Genomic DNA, 15,036 nt, shown 5'->3' with positions numbered 1-15,036 from the left:
TACTTATCGTGTTAATGAAGTTTATTTTACGCTCGTACTAAGCGAATGTCGATTTCACGGTTGACGTATTTCCATTCTTCCGTGATCCGCAAAGCCGCCACCAGTTCCTCAAACGCGTCGGCGTGATGGGGCGCATATTCAAACCAGGTCAGAAAATCGAACGGTCCGCCGAGGTCCCGGCAGTGGTATAACTTACGGGCAATGGCGGGCAGGTAATGAAGACCCGTATGGATGTGGTGCGACTGGTTCTCGAACAGGTTCCGGCGTTCGTCCTGCGTCAGGTTCCACCAGGCTTCGCTTTTGCCGATTGGGATCAGGGCTGCGCAGGTGGCTTCGGGTCGGCCCAGATTCGCCTGAACCGTCGTCAGCGCGTCTTTCTCAGTCCGCTCCGTGTAGCGCAGGTTGCTCACCACCCCCTGCAATGTCCACACGCCCGCTTTCGCCCCGGACAGGCTTCCTGACCTTATCGTTACGTGCGAAACCCGGTCCAGAGCATCTCCAGCCACTGGGCTCATGCTGACCACCTTCCACTGCCCACTGTGGCCGCCAACAAATTCAAACGGGATGTTTGCCATTCGCCTATTTCAATTCGGCATTCCCGAACAGCACCGAGAAGGCCTTGCACCAAATGATGACATACCGTTGCCGGGCAGGGTCGGCCCCGGCGGGTAACTCGACCGAAAAATTGCCACTGGTGCTGGTCAGTCTCGACACTTCGATGAAGTTGCGCAGGCCCGTGTTTTCGGCTAAATAAATGCGCAGATCAGGACCACCGTCCGTGCGGAAGTTCGTGAACACTAAGGTTCGCTTCCCGCCGGTTTCGACCACATTTACGGTCCCGCTGGTGGCATGAACGTTACTCATGAACATACCCTGCAAGAGTCCGGCTGGGCTGGTCGTTGAGACTGGTGGCGTTGTGCCGACCGTAGTTGTGCCGGAAATGGGTGCCGTACCAGTCGTGGGAGCGGGTTCGATAGTTTCTTCGGATGTGGTCGTACAGCCGACCAGTACGCTCAGCATGAGCAAAAAGGCAAAGGGAACAAGCGTTTTCATAGTGTTTATTGTTTACTGTGATGAATTGATTACCATTTGATGAAAATACCGGCGTTGTAGGACCGCGAAAACGGTACGTTCTCCCCGGCCAACGCCCCGATGACACTCGCCGTCAGGCCAACTTTATCCGGTACGATGTCATACGACCCTTTTAAACCCGCTCCGAGGAACATCTGATCGTTGAGGTACGTGCCCGTGAACTGGTAGGCTTCGGTGTTGAAAAACGGCCCGTTTTTGGCCGGTAACCGGAAATCGAGCGTCCCCGCAACCCACAACCGGGGATGCAACTTATACCCCAGTTCGCCGTTTAGTTTCAGAAAGTTACTATAATTCTGAGTCATAAATCCATAGCCCGCTTCGGCGAAAAAATACGTGCGTTTACCGCCCGACCCCACCGATAGGTAAGGCAGCACCGTCCAGCCTTCGTAGCCCGTGCGCAGGCCCAGCCGGTCGTTATTGCTAAAGGTGTTGGCCAGCGCATCGACGCCCACGCTAAGTTTAACGGGACCGTCGGCAAGGGCGCGTTTGAGACCCAGCCCAATGTTGCCGATCCCCGTCAGCGTACCCGCCGGAACCGGATTAGCCGCTCGGTCGGTGCTGGTGCTGGTTCGCAGCAGTTTGTAGGGTAGCACGCCCCGGATAGCCCACTTCTGGGAAATACCGTACTCCGCGTAGAGTTGCAGGGTTACGTCGCTGGTGTTGCGAAACGAAGGTTGCTCGGTGCCGGTTGAGCCATACACGGCGTTGTAATACAGGCCCGAATAGCCAATCTGGACAAACCCTTTTTTGCGGCCTGGCAACCAGGGGCCAGCTTCAACAGTCGTTGATAAAAAACTCAGCATCAGTAGGGTAGGGATCAGGCGGGTTTTCATGGAGTGGTTCGGTTATTTGGTGTTTTTGATTTCAACCCAGTTTTTATCGGCTTTCTGGATATAGCCCGGCTGGTCTTTGTTCCACTCGGTGCGGACTTTGGTGTTGTAGTTGAGGTACAACTTACCATCCACAATGGTCCAGGCATCGGCTTCGGTGGGGGCTTTGTAGCCTTTCGATGCACCAAAGGCGCAATAACCGCCGTACTGGGGCGCGTACTTTACGGGGTCGGCTTTGAAAGCATCGCGGTTCTTCTCGCTGGCAAAATACCAGTCAGCACCCTCGTAGTTATACGAAATTTTTGGATCGCCCGGTACGGGTTTACTCTCCGTAAAATAAGCAACCGGATCATAGCCTTTTATGGCTTTGCCGTCTGGCGCGAACAGGGCTGACTTTTGAGCAAAGGCCGTGGTGATGGAAAACAAGACGAGAATGGTCAGACGCAGAATGTGCAGTTTCATGATTGTTGACTTGTTAGGTTTACTTGGTTGACAAATTGCTTGGTTGATTAGTCAGTTGATGAAGGATAGCATCCCGAATCAGGTCGGGGCGGCTCCAGGGAATGAAATGATTCATCTTCGGAATCATCTGAATTGTGACGGGCGCGTTGACGAGCATCCGTTTGGCGAAGGCCGCATTGCCCGGCGGCACCAGCGGGTCGTCTTCGCCCTGAATTACGATCACCGGCACCCGGATACCCGCCCACAGCGGCATCATCTGCTCCAATTCGCCTTTCAGCGGTAGAATCTCCTGGTTGCTAACCCTTAATTCCGTAGGCAACCAGTGCCGGATGGGAAACACGTTGCCAATCGGCCGGTACCATTCCTTTTTTTCCAGTTCAGGTGCAATCGACGGGGCCACTAAAATCAGGCCGCCCACTTCGTCGGGGTAATCCATCGCCATCCGGGCCGCTACCGGTCCACCCAGCGAATGCCCGACCAAAATCGGCTTCGGTCGGGAGCCACTCAGCCGGAGCAGCGGGGCCAGATCGGCGGCCTGCATTTTCAGGGATCGTTCGGGTGTTCCGAACCCCGACTTGCCAAAACCCGGCCGATCTGCCGAAATCAACTGCGCCCGGTTGTAGAGCGACGAATCAGCAAAAAAGCCGATAAACGCATCCCACGACCCCGGCGACCCGTGAATGAACAGCACCGTTGGCAGCGTATCGGAACCAGCTTGTGTATGCCGAATGCGGGCGTAATGAATCAGACGACCATTCACCTCAAGGGTGACAAACGTGGGCTTTACCGGCCGGTTGGCGAAGTAGGCGGCCACTTTTTCGTCCGACATCCGCACCGAAACACACTGCGGAAGCAGGACGACAAGCAGCACAAAAACGAGCAGTAACATCCGCCAGCGAAGAAAAAATGACCGCATGAATGTTATTTTTTACAGGACCCGCACCATCTGCCACAACGCCATGCCGATAAACATTCCACCCGTCAGGCGATTCAGCCACGGACCGTTCAGGTACTGCACGACGCGCTGCCGTTGCCAGTCGGCCAGCCAGACGACCCCAACCAGTAACCCAAACGCCCCCGCTGCCGTCCCCAGCGCGAATACCCACTGACTACCCGGCTGGCCATTCGGCACCAGCATGTGCGCACTCAGGTAGAGCCACACCGCCGACCAGAAGGGCAGCAGTTGCGGATTCGTACCACCCAGCGCCACGCCTTTCCAAAACGGAAAGGCAGCGCCCGCCGTCGTCAGGGCGTTCAGCACGACGGGTTTCTGCCGAAGGGAAGCGACGCCTGCGCCCAGCAGCACCGGAATGGAGATGTACGACAGCACAACCGTCCAGATTGACCCCATCGGCAGCAGCATCAGACCACCGGCCGCCAGCGCACTGTACCCAATTTCGGGCAGACTGCCGCCCAGTGCCAGCCACAACCCGGCGCGACGGCTCTGGTTGAGCGTCGTTTGGACCACCGCCAGATTGACCGTACCGGGGTGAATCGACCCGGCAAAACTGATGACACTGACGATGACGAATAAGAGAAGCATGGCTATTGGGTAGTTAATGCGATTGGTGCTGAACCGTTGAGTAAGCAACGCCGAAGTGTGATGGTAACTCGACCGCTGGAAAGGCGTTCTGAACCGCGACCTGAATCAAGGCCATGTGGTGGATGGCGTGTTCGACGTTGTAAAGCAACTCGCGGGCGAACGACGACGGAATCTGAATCGTCTCGGCACCCGCCACCGACAAGTCGGCTTCGAGGTGCAGGGGCTGGTTCAGGTCGAGGTGGTGGATGGCCCGGTCGATGGTGCCGATGCGCCGGAGCGCTTCGTCGGTGTCGGCTTCGAGCCGGAGGTCGCGTTGCCGCCGGTCGTAGTTTAGTTGGGCGGTTTGGGCGCTGTTGACCAGCAATTCGTAGAATTCTAAGATGTGGCGAACGTGCTTGCCGATGGTGTTACCCGAAAGTACATCCAGTGGGCGGGCGTACTCGGAATCGGTTAGCTGGCCGACGACCTCGGCGAGTTGCATCAAACTATCGGTACTAACGGATTTCAACGACATGGCGCGACTAATGAAAAATGAATAATGGGTAATGAATAATGTCAGGCGTGACCCGGTCAGGCGTTGGCGCGGACGGGTTTCTTGCCGAAGACAGACCCGAGCAATCCCGTCACCACCGGCAACCACTGGTTGCGGGTCAGGAACAGAATGGTCGAACTGCTGGCGGCTACGGCTAAAGCCAGAAAGAACAGGTAACCACCATCGCCCTGAACGGGGATACCCAGGATGGTCAGGTGAGCCAGAATCGCACCCGACATAACGCCGAGGGCCAAACCGGCCCCGATCCAGCTTGTGCGCGGGATCAGGATGAGCGACGAAGCAATCAGTTCGACAATGCCCGAACCGATGCGGCCCCAGGGTTCCACACCCAGCGTGGAAAAGATATAGACGGATTCAGAAGCCCCGGTGAACTTAAAAAATAAGGTCTGGAGCATGATGACGGCGGCTACAATACGAGCGGCCCAAAGGAGATAAATCGTTGGCTTATTCATGATTGACACGAGGTTTTGGGGTGATTAAGAAGTTTAAAAAGGTTGAAAATGAAGATTAGGATTGCGTGAACTTGTTCCAACTGGCATCGGCTTTCTTGTGCAGATTCGGCTCGTCCTTGTTCCACTTGGTCAGCGTGTTGTTGATGAAGGTGTGGTAAAACAAAAACAGCTTGCCGTCTTTGATCTTGAAGGTTTCGGGGTCAACCTCCACTTTTTCGCCGTTAGCCCCCATCGCGTAGGCACACCAGCCGCCGTACTGCGGTTCGTATTTGTCGGGATTCTCCTGGAACGCCTTCAGGTTAGCGGCCGAAGCGAAGCGGTACGTTACGTTCTTGTAGTTGACCGTGTTGGCGGCCGATCCCTTCACGGCTTTGTTCTGGGTGAAGTAGGCAACGGCGTCGTAGCCCTGAATGGCAATTCCTTTATCAAGGTTGAACTGTTGTTTCCGAACCGCCGGGTTCTGCTGGGCTGTGGCAGTTGTCAGTTGCGTTAATGCAAGGGCAATGAATAAAAATGAAAGGGTTTTCATGATACAGTTTGTTTGGTTGTTCGTTGTCGTTGACGCTGCTAAATCCGGGCAGCCCGTTGCCAACTCAATTGCCAAATACCGTTCCAGCCGGGCCAGATCAGACGAAAACGCAGTCAGCGGCTGAAAAAAGGCGAAAAATCGGTAATCAAACCGTGCCAATGCCAAACGACGATCTGGATTTAGTTACGATATTTCGTGACCTTTACGAAATAACCGGGGAAAACTACGGAGTTGACAGTCAAGTCGGTGTCGGCAAACGGACAGAATCGCCAGATGCCGGTCGTATCGACCCAAACAAAGCAGATTAGCCGGTTCGGACCCGAAATTGCAGGATGATGTTGTGCATAGTAGCCGGTTCTCAACCGACCGGATAATCCATTACTAATTGATCTGATGAACGCAACCGCCGTCATTCCTGAACAAACGCTTCGCCTGTCGCACTTCACCGTCGAAACCGCGCTGGAGCCGATCCTGCTCTTTGACCAGCAGGGCCGGGTTGAGCGAGCTAACGCTGCGGCCGGTCGGCAGCTTGGCTATGAACCGGCGCAGATGAACCGTCTGAACTTCCCCGACATTCATCCTGAATATGACCCGGCCCGGTACGAACAACTCTGGCAGACCGTGGAACAGCAACACACCCTGACGCTTGAAGTACCCCAGATGCGGCAGGACGGGACCATTCGGCAAGCGGAGATCGGGATGAATTTTGTCCGGCTCGACGGGCAGTACTACCTGTGCTGTTTCGTGCGCGACGTCACCGAACGCTCGCAGTTGGACGATACGCTCCGCCGGATTTCGGAAGGTACAGCCGCCGACATTGGGATCGACTTTTTCCAGTCATTGGTGCAGCAACTGACGGCCACGCTGCACGTGCAGTTCGCGATGGTGACCGAATGCACCAACGTCGAGAAAACCCGCGTCCGAACACTGGCTTTCAGCGTGAACGACACCCTGCACGAAAACATCGAGTATGACCTGGCCGGTACGCCCTGCGACATCGTGATGAAGGACCGCGATTTTTACTACCCCACCGACGTCGCCGGGAATTTCAGCCAGGCAACCGGCACCGAGTCCTACCTCGGCGTACCGATTCACGACAAAGCGGGCGAAGTGATTGGTCATTTGTCGGTGAGCGACACCCGCCCCATGACCAATCATCACAAGTACACTGGCATCCTGCGGGTGCTGGCGGCCCGGTCGGGTGCGGAAATCGGGCGTAAAGTGGCCGAAGAACGGCTGCTGAAAATTCAGGAGCATCTGGAAGCGACCGTCATCGAACGGACCCACGAACTGGCCGAGGCTAAAGAAGAAGCCGAAGCCGCCAACGGGGCCAAAAGCGATTTTCTGGCCACCATGAGCCACGAACTGCGCACCCCACTCAACGGTATTCTGGGCTACACCCAGTTATTCAAACGCGACCCGCTGCTGTCCGATAGTCAGCAAAAAGGTATCAGGATTATGCACGACTGCGCCGAAAGTCTGCTCTCGCTCATCAACGACGTGCTGGACCTCTCGAAGATCGAAGCCCGCAAGATGGAAGTGCTCCAGGAGGTGTTTTACCTACCCGAACTGCTGCACAACATTGCCCAGCAGACTCAAATCCGGGCCGAACAAAAGGGTTTGCTGTTCGAGACGCATCTGGCCGGGAACCTGCCCGACTGGGTCGTGGGCGACGAACGCAAACTCCGGCAGGTGCTGCTCAACCTGCTGGGCAACGCCGTAAAATTTACGCCGACCGGCACCATTACGTTCCGGGCCGAGTGGAACGCCGGAAATGACGATAAAGGCACGCCATCGCCCACCATTCGCTTCATGATCGAAGATACGGGCGTTGGCATCGCCAATGAGCAGTTAGCCAGTATCTTCCAGCCGTTCCAGCAAATCCGCGAATCGAATGATTTTGTAGAGGGCACCGGTTTAGGCTTGTCCATCACCGACCAGTTGGTGCGGCTCATGAACGGCGACTTATACGTATCCAGTCAGGCGGGCCGGGGAACGCAATTCCGGCTTTCATTGGCGTTACCCGAGGCAACGCTACTACCGGCCATGCTTCCGGGCACCCAACCGGATCAGCCGATTGTCGGCTACGACGGAATCCACAAAACTATCCTGGTGGCCGACGACGGCTGGGAAAACTGCTCGGTGCTGACCAACCTGCTCCAGCCGCTGGGCTTCACGGTGATCGAAGCCCGCAACGGCCGCGAAGCGGTGGAACAAGCCATTTTGCACAAACCGGATCTGATTCTGCTGGATTTGGTGATGCCATACTTAGACGGCTACGGCGCATTGAAACAGATTCGGGCCAATCCGGCAACGAACGTGGCTAAGGTATTTGCGTTCTCAGCCAGGGTGTTCGAGCAGGACAAGCAACGCAGTCGACAGGCGGGTTTCGATGATTTCGTCCCCAAACCCGTCAACTTAGACGCGCTGTTGATCAAGATTGGCACCCATTTAAACCTGACGTGGCAAACCCGACCGGTTACTGATTCCTCAGTTCCCCCCAAATCTAACCTGGCCCGAACAAACACGGTTCCGGCTCAACTGCCGGAGCCGTCGCAACTCGAAGCCTTGTACGAACTGGCCCGCTTGGGTGATATTCAGGGCATTCTGGTCCAGACAGCCCGTGTGGAGCGGGCTAATCCGGCATACCAGCCCTTCGTGGACGACATTCGGCAGGCCGCCGGTGAGTTCGACACGCGCAAGATCAAAAAATACCTTCAAGCTTGCTTAAAAACGGTATGAGCGCCTTTTCCAGTAACCACCCTGATGTTGACGACATAGACAGCATTGGCACCGGCCGTACGATCCTGATTGTGGACGATATGCCCAACAACATCAGTGTGTTGTACGAAACGCTGACCCGGTTTAACTACAAGGTGCTCGTAGCCCGTGACGGCAAAAGCGCCATCGAACAAGCCGCGTTGGCCCAGCCCGATCTGATTCTGCTCGACGTGATGATGCCCGGTATGGACGGCTTTGAGACCTGCCGACGACTCAAGCATCTGGAAGCGACGCGGGCGATTCCGGTGCTGTTCATGACGGCCCTGGCCGAAACCATCGACAAGGTCAACGGCTTCAACATGGGCGCGGTGGATTACATCACCAAGCCATTCCAGTTACAGGAGGTCCTGGCCCGTATTAATACCCACCTGACGTTACGCCACCTGCAATGCGAGCTGGAAGACGCCAATGCCCTGCTCGAAACCCGCGTTGCCGAACGGACTGAATCGCTGGCCAAGGCGCTGGCCGAAGTGGAGCAGCTTAAAAATAAACTACAGGCCGAGAATACGTACCTGCGCGAAGAGATCAAACAGACCAGCAACTTCGAGGAGATCATTAGTCAGAGCCGGGCCTTTGGGAAAGTACTCCGGCAGGTCGAACAGGTGGCCCCAACGAATACCTCGGTGCTGATCCTGGGCGAATCGGGTACGGGAAAGGAACTGCTGGCGCGGGCGGTGCATAACCGGAGCGGTCGGAAAAACAAAACGCTGGTGAAAATCAACTGCGCAGCGCTGCCCGCCACGCTCATCGAAAGTGAATTGTTCGGCCACGAGAAAGGCGCGTTCACCGGCGCAACGGCTCAGAAAATAGGTCGCTTTGAACTGGCCGACGGCGGCACGATTTTCTTAGACGAAATTGGTGAGATGCCGATTGAGTTGCAATCCAAGCTATTGCGGGTGTTGCAGGAAGGCGAGTTTGAACGGGTCGGCAGCACTAAAACGCTCAAAGTCAACGTGCGGGTGATTGCGGCCACCAACCGCGACCTCGAAAAAGAAATCGGCGAAGGCCGCTTCCGGGAGGATCTGTACTACCGGCTCAACGTGTTTCCGATCATGAGTCTGCCCCTGCGGGAGCGAAAAGAAGACATCCCGCTCTTAGTGCGTCATTTTTGTACGAAGCACGGCCCCGGCATCGGCCGCCAGATCGACGTCATTCCGCAGGACGTGATTGATACCCTGCTGGATTATCACTGGCCGGGCAACATCCGCGAATTAGAAAACGTCGTTGAACGCTCACTCATCATCTCATCGGGCCGAAAGCTGGAAGTCGGCGACTGGCTAAGACGGAAGAACTCAACGCCCAAACCTACCGGCCTGATTACGATGGAAGAGGCCGAACGCAGCCACATCATTGCTGTTCTGGAGCACACCCGCTGGAAAGTAAGCGGCAAAAACGGAGCGGCCGAAATTCTGGATATGATCCCCACCACGCTCGATTCGCGGATGAAAAAGCTGGGCATTCAGCGGCCGTAAGCAGTATGTATCCATTTCCTATTTAATCCATTGCCACCTTATCAACCAGTCCGACTACCGGACGGCGATTGAAATAACGATCTTTGACCGGATGGAGGAGCCGTGTATAGCGGTGCATTGACAGCCGGGAAGGCCAACCGCCCGCGAAGAAGTCTGTAATTCTTTGTCAGAACATGAATTGGGGATTAGCCTGCTCGATGGGCATTTTGCCAAAAACTGACTGGTCAGCACCTTTACAGACCCGTTGAACATTACCCAGCATCACCTGAACCCGGTGTGCAGGCAGGTAGCGGGAAAAATCGCCAATGGAGTAGCCATGCTGAAGAGAGCGATTTGAACGCTACAAATCGGCAAAATTAGTTGTTAGACGGTCTGCGTGATTTGCTCGTCTGGGTGACTTAGCTACTGGTGTTAATGACTTCGTACCGGGCGCGTACAAACATGAATATACCATAGCCAATTAGGCCCAGCGCTACGGCGCCAAGCAAAAACGAGCCGTAACTGGCTTCCTCCAGAAAAGCAAACGCACTGCTACTGCCCCCGGCTTCGCTGGCATTCGCCCTCACGGCCGCTTTTATAAACAGGTAGCCAATCACCCCCCATACGATTCCCCGTGCGATATAACCAATTTTTCCGGACCGGATGATCATCTCCTTCAGTTCCGTTTTGATGGAGGAAGTTTGAACATTTTTCAGGTATTTACCAGACAAGGCCCGGTAGATCTGGTATAACCCGATGCCAATGATAGCCAGGCCAATCAGGCCGACGAGCCACTGGCCAAACGGTTTCTGCAGTATTTCCCGAACGAGGGTCTGGCGCGAACTATCCCCGCCCTGATTATTCTGGCTACCCAGCATCATCCGGAAAGAACCATAAGCCAGGGACCCATAGACCAACCCGCTAAAGGCATAACCTATCCGACGACCGATGCCTTTGGCGTCGGTTCCTTTATGCTCTGTATCGAGAAAAGCCTGCGTGAGCCGCCAGAGGGCGTAGCAGACCAGACCTACGGCTACCAGTGCCAGCAGAACCTGCCCAAACGGTTGATCCAGTATAAACCGAAAGACCCCCTGCTTATTGAGATTACGTTCTGAACTACCGCCGATTTCAAAAGCAGCCATAAACGCCAGCATACCAACCAGGCAGTAAACAACTCCTTTGGCCGCTAAACCAAACTTGGCAAAACGCTTCACCCATTGAGGCTGGGGCGAGGGTATGTGGGAGGAGATGCCGGATAAGTTCATCAGCTAAATCGTTTTGTATAGTACAGGTCGCTTTCAGCGTAATTGGCCTTCTGACAACAATAGAATAGATTTAGAACGACAAATGTTTTGTGTGTTTGCTGCGGAATAAGCCGCTGACGGTAGACATGCGGTGATGAAAGCCATAAGCGGGCAGATGCTTAGTCAACGGCTGGACTGACATCGGCGGTTTTGCCATCCGTTCTCCGGCCAGCAACGGAAACTTTACCCTGCCCGCCTGCCCGTAAGCAAAAAAGTAAAGGAACTAACAGAAGGTACTGTGTTCGCCAGAACCGATGAGCTAATAATGTTGCCCTCAACGGACGCCGGTTTATAGCGCCTGCTCAAGCGGCAAAATAGGAGAGGATCAAATCACATAATTAACACAACACGAGAAGTTTAACGATGTCATATCAGGAGCTAACGCCAATTAATGATGCACTCAGGCCGTTTATTGAATGCTTCTGGATTACTTCACCCGGCGTCAACCAGGTGCCCAAACGTATTACACCGGACGGTTGCTGCGACCTGATCTATCCGTTACCTGCTCTAACCGGCACCCTTACTGCTCCATTACTTGTCGGCACAATGACCCATTGGACACTGAGCACAACCGTTCCGGCTACTGATCTGCTGGGTATCCGTTTTCGGCCAGGTGGTATTTACCCATTTCTGAAGATTCCCTTGCATTTGTTTACCGACGCACAACTCGACATGAATGAGGTAGTGGCCGACTTAGGTACTCAACTTCAAAACAACCTTCTGGAAATTGACGATTGGCCGGGCCGTTTTCAGGCACTGGAGCGCTATCTCTACGAACGATTACAACGCGTAAATTACTCAGCGCCGTTGATTATGCCGGTTGTGCAACACTTGATCAAATACAACGGTCAGATTTCCATTGATCACGTAAGCGATCAGGCCAATGTAAGCCGACGTCAGTTAGAACGGCTTTTTCGGCAGTATATAGGCGTTTCACCTAAGTTGCTTGCCCGGATTCTGCGATTTCGGCACCTTAAAGCGATGCTACGAACGGGCCAAAACGATAGCCTGATGGGAATTGCCTTTGACAATGGCTACACGGACCACGCGCATCTGACCAAAGAGTTCAAGGAGTTTACAGGCCTGACACCGACGGCTTATCTGACGCGTTAACCATGTCGCTTTTTTACAAAATGGCTACCAGAATCGGCCTGTAGCTTTGTCAAAAAATCGTCATGTTTAACCAAGTCAAACGAACAGTATTGGCTGCTCTGTTGGTGGTACTATCCAGCGAACAGGCCTATTCGCAAACCCGTAAATCCCCAAAACCAATGGAAGCAAAATCGCTATCGCCGAACTTAATGGTGAAAAATGTTCAAGAAACCGTCGACTTCTACCAGGATCTGCTCAACGTTACCGTAGTCAGTTCCGTACCCAGCGACAAAGGCGACGAGCTGCTGCAATGGGCGATGGTGCAGACGGGTGGGGTTACGCTCATGTTTCAGGAAGAAACGAACCTGAAGGCGGAATATCCGACGCTGAAAACACAATCGGTTGGGGGCGGTCTCACGCTGTACCTGACCGTGACAGATGTAGAGGGTTTCTACGAACGGGCCAAAAAAGTGGCGACGATCATCAGGGAGCCGCACAAGACCTTCTACGGAGCCACCGAATTCGCCGTTCAGGATAACAACGGCTACATCCTGACCTTCAGCGAGGCCGGGCAGTAGCAAAGCGGGTTAGTTACATGCCACGGTCTCATCCTACCCGTGTGCATGACCAGTATTGGCGAATGGGTGGCCCGCCACCGAATGGTTTTCTCTGGAACGTGAGATGTTCAACGCCTGTGATCTCCCATCATACCCGCCCGGTTTTCATACTGACCCAAACCGTATAGTAAACTCATTCTGGGTTCGGGCATTGTCCGTCGCCACGGTGGGCCGGGCGTACAGATCAACCGTTACGGGTCGTAGTTCATCAGCGGATGAGATTAGTCAATCGGGTGTAATTTATGCCGGGCCGGGCAGAATTGGTATTACACCGGGCGAAAGTGCCATTTTCAAGGGGGCAGGGTCGCCATACCTTTGTCATGTCAATCAATCACCGACAAACACAACGATCATGACTCAATTCACAGTCCCAACTAAAGAAACGGCAGCACCTGAGAGTGTTGCCATGTTCAACACCCTCGAAAAAGGCCTCGGCTTCGTCCCGAATCTGTACGCCTACATTGGCCACTCGCCCAACGCGTTGGGTAGCTACTTAGCGTTCCAGCAGGGACAGAGTAAAGGAACCTTCCAAGCCAAAGAACGCGAAGCGATCAACCTGATCGTGAGTCAGATCAACGGCTGCCGCTACTGCCAGAGTGCCCACACCGCGCTGGGTAAAATAAACGGCTTCACCGACGAGGAAATCATGGACCTGCGCGCCGGTCGCTCGACCAACGCCCGGTTGCAGGCCATCGTTACGCTGGCCGCCGAAATCATCCGGACCCAGGGAAACCCCTCGACCGACAGTCTCCAGGCGTTTGCCGCCCAAGGCTTCGGCGAAGCCGCCTTGGTGGACCTGGTGTCGCTCATCGGCGACAAAATCATCTCCAACTACCTGCATAACATCACCGGTATCGCCATCGACTTCCCCGTAGCGGTCGAATTGGAAACGGTAGCTGCTTAAATGAACAATGGATAATGTACACTGAACTGACACGTGCAGATTATTCTACATTATCCATTGTTCATTATCCATTAATTCCATGAACGTCTTCCTGAATTACTACGGACTCGACTGGCTGGCGATGGTCTTGAGCCTGCTGGCCCTGTGGCTGATCGGCAACAAGAACCGGGTTGGCTTTGCGGCCTTCGCCCTGGCCAATATTACGTGGATTGTGGTGGGTATCTGGCTGATGCACAGCCTCGGCATTGTGCTGGGTAACCTGGTATTTCTGGCTATGAACGTCCGGGGGTACGTAAACTGGAAAAAACCACAGACCGATGGCCACCTTATTTGATACCCTGCAACTTCGCGACCTAACCCTTCGCAACCGCATCGTACTGTCGCCGATGCAGCAGTACAGCAGCGACGACGGACGAGCCGACGACTGGCATCTGGTGCATCTGGGTAGCCGGGCGGTGGGGGGCGCGGGCCTCCTTATTACCGAATCGACTGCCATAACGCCCAATGGCCGCAGTACGCACCACGACATGGGGCTTTGGGACGACGCGCAGGTTGAACCCTGGCAGCGAATTAACGCCTTCGTACACGCGCAGGACGCAAAAATTGCCGTGCAGTTAGGGCATTTTGGCAGTAAAGGCAGCCGGTCGCATCCCAACGAAGGCCTGAAATACCTTTCGCCCGATGACGGCGGCTGGCAAACGGTCAGTTCGTCGGCGGTGGCCCCGTTTTCGGGTATGTCAGTACCCCACGCCCTGACGGTCGCCGAAATTGAGGGGATCGTTACGCAGTTTGGCCAAGCCGCCCAACGCGCCGTTGCCGCCGGTTTTGATGCCATTGATCTGCACGGTGCGCACGGCTACCTGATTCACCAGTTTTATTCCGAACTCATCAATCAACGCCCCGACGACTACGGGGGCAGCTTCGCCAACCGGACCCGTTTTGCCCGCGAAGTCGTGGCCGAAGTCCGGCGCGTGATCCCCGACCGGATGCCGCTGCTGGTGCGGCTCTCCGCTGTCGATTACGTCGACGAGCCGAAAGGCTGGACGCTGACCCAGTCGGTCGAACTGGCGCAGCAACTCAAAGCCGGGGGCGTTGACTTTATCACGGCCTCGGCCGGTGGATTCGTATTTCTGGATAAGTCGAAGGTCTCGCCGGGCTACCAGACCCCGTTTGCCACCGAAATCAGAAACCAAACCGGCCTGCCTACCGGCGCGGTCGGTATGATTACCACGCCCCAGTTGGCCAACGCCATAATTGGGCAGGGCAAAGCAGACTTGGTTGTCGTGGCCCGCGAATACCTGCGCGATCCGTATTTTGCTACGCACGCAGCTATTGCGCTCGGTCAGGAGCCGAACGTGCCGTTTCAATACCGGCGGGCGTATGGTTAGTGACTGCTCACTCTATATCGGTCTCCCAACAATCCGTT

Annotated in this window: 17 protein-coding genes; 7 read left to right on the top strand and 10 right to left on the bottom strand. The window is 55.0% G+C overall.

Annotation, left to right across the window (positions count from 1 at the left end; genetic code table 11):
• Positions 1–26 precede the first annotated feature (26 nt).
• The 9 genes from ACYVHB_RS09700 to ACYVHB_RS09660 form a co-directional block, all read right to left on the bottom strand.
• The gene (locus ACYVHB_RS09700; protein WP_461051511.1) at positions 27–575 is read right to left on the bottom strand and encodes a chlorite dismutase family protein; all 549 of its coding nucleotides are present in this window, start codon (positions 573–575) and stop codon (positions 27–29) included.
• A 4-nt stretch (positions 576–579) separates the two neighbouring features.
• Positions 580–1,053 carry a DM13 domain-containing protein gene (locus tag ACYVHB_RS09695; protein WP_461051510.1) on the bottom strand — a complete coding sequence of 158 codons (474 nt, stop codon included), beginning with the start codon at positions 1,051–1,053 and terminating at the stop codon, positions 580–582.
• Positions 1,054–1,082: 29 nt separating this feature from the next.
• On the bottom strand, positions 1,083–1,925 hold the full coding sequence (locus ACYVHB_RS09690; RefSeq protein ID WP_461051509.1) for a hypothetical protein: 843 nt from the start codon (positions 1,923–1,925) through the stop codon (positions 1,083–1,085).
• Between the two features lie 12 nt (positions 1,926–1,937).
• Entirely contained in the window at positions 1,938–2,384 is a 447-nt protein-coding gene (locus ACYVHB_RS09685) for a YHS domain-containing (seleno)protein (RefSeq protein WP_461051508.1), read from the bottom strand.
• Between the two features lie 19 nt (positions 2,385–2,403).
• The gene (locus tag ACYVHB_RS09680; RefSeq protein ID WP_461051507.1) at positions 2,404–3,300 is read right to left on the bottom strand and encodes an alpha/beta fold hydrolase; all 897 of its coding nucleotides are present in this window, start codon (positions 3,298–3,300) and stop codon (positions 2,404–2,406) included.
• A gap of 12 nt (positions 3,301–3,312) precedes the next feature.
• Positions 3,313–3,927, bottom strand: coding sequence for a LysE family translocator (locus ACYVHB_RS09675; protein ID WP_461051506.1), 615 nt, complete (start codon positions 3,925–3,927; stop codon positions 3,313–3,315).
• A gap of 13 nt (positions 3,928–3,940) precedes the next feature.
• The gene (locus ACYVHB_RS09670) at positions 3,941–4,408 is read right to left on the bottom strand and encodes a DinB family protein (protein ID WP_461051505.1); all 468 of its coding nucleotides are present in this window, start codon (positions 4,406–4,408) and stop codon (positions 3,941–3,943) included.
• Between the two features lie 89 nt (positions 4,409–4,497).
• Complete coding sequence (locus ACYVHB_RS09665) at positions 4,498–4,932, bottom strand: DoxX family protein (protein ID WP_461051504.1); 435 nt, start codon at positions 4,930–4,932, stop codon at positions 4,498–4,500.
• A gap of 55 nt (positions 4,933–4,987) precedes the next feature.
• Complete coding sequence (locus ACYVHB_RS09660; RefSeq protein ID WP_461051503.1) at positions 4,988–5,461, bottom strand: YHS domain-containing (seleno)protein; 474 nt, start codon at positions 5,459–5,461, stop codon at positions 4,988–4,990.
• 393 nt (positions 5,462–5,854) lie between these two features.
• On the opposite strand from ACYVHB_RS09660, the gene ACYVHB_RS09655 reads away from it, so the two are divergent.
• Complete coding sequence (locus tag ACYVHB_RS09655) at positions 5,855–8,203, top strand: PAS domain-containing hybrid sensor histidine kinase/response regulator (RefSeq protein WP_461051502.1); 2,349 nt, start codon at positions 5,855–5,857, stop codon at positions 8,201–8,203.
• A complete protein-coding gene (locus ACYVHB_RS09650) occupies positions 8,200–9,714 on the top strand; it encodes a sigma-54-dependent transcriptional regulator (protein WP_461051501.1) in 1,515 nt (504 codons plus the stop codon). The genes ACYVHB_RS09655 and ACYVHB_RS09650 overlap by 4 nt, the downstream gene beginning before the upstream one ends.
• A gap of 398 nt (positions 9,715–10,112) precedes the next feature.
• Here ACYVHB_RS09650 and ACYVHB_RS09645 read toward each other — a convergent pair whose 3' ends face one another.
• Complete coding sequence (locus ACYVHB_RS09645; protein ID WP_461051500.1) at positions 10,113–10,958, bottom strand: DUF1206 domain-containing protein; 846 nt, start codon at positions 10,956–10,958, stop codon at positions 10,113–10,115.
• 402 nt (positions 10,959–11,360) lie between these two features.
• Here ACYVHB_RS09645 and ACYVHB_RS09640 point away from each other — a divergent pair, with 402 nt between their 5' ends.
• From ACYVHB_RS09640 to ACYVHB_RS09620, 5 genes are all read left to right on the top strand, one after another.
• Positions 11,361–12,110: an AraC family transcriptional regulator gene (locus tag ACYVHB_RS09640; RefSeq protein WP_461051499.1), complete on the top strand. Its 750-nt coding sequence runs from the start codon at positions 11,361–11,363 to the stop codon at positions 12,108–12,110.
• A 158-nt stretch (positions 12,111–12,268) separates the two neighbouring features.
• Positions 12,269–12,667, top strand: a complete 399-nt coding sequence (locus tag ACYVHB_RS09635; RefSeq protein ID WP_461051498.1) for a VOC family protein — start codon at positions 12,269–12,271, stop codon at positions 12,665–12,667.
• 391 nt (positions 12,668–13,058) lie between these two features.
• Complete coding sequence (locus ACYVHB_RS09630; protein WP_461051497.1) at positions 13,059–13,610, top strand: carboxymuconolactone decarboxylase family protein; 552 nt, start codon at positions 13,059–13,061, stop codon at positions 13,608–13,610.
• Between the two features lie 79 nt (positions 13,611–13,689).
• Positions 13,690–13,944 (top strand): hypothetical protein, encoded by a 255-nt coding sequence (locus ACYVHB_RS09625; protein WP_461051496.1) that lies wholly within the window; start codon positions 13,690–13,692, stop codon positions 13,942–13,944.
• Positions 13,928–14,998 (top strand): NADH:flavin oxidoreductase/NADH oxidase, encoded by a 1,071-nt coding sequence (locus tag ACYVHB_RS09620; protein WP_461051495.1) that lies wholly within the window; start codon positions 13,928–13,930, stop codon positions 14,996–14,998. The genes ACYVHB_RS09625 and ACYVHB_RS09620 overlap by 17 nt, the downstream gene beginning before the upstream one ends.
• Positions 14,999–15,036 lie beyond the last annotated feature (38 nt).

This window comes from Spirosoma arcticum (genome assembly GCF_054779955.1).
This window is presented reverse-complemented; position numbering and strand designations above follow the sequence as displayed.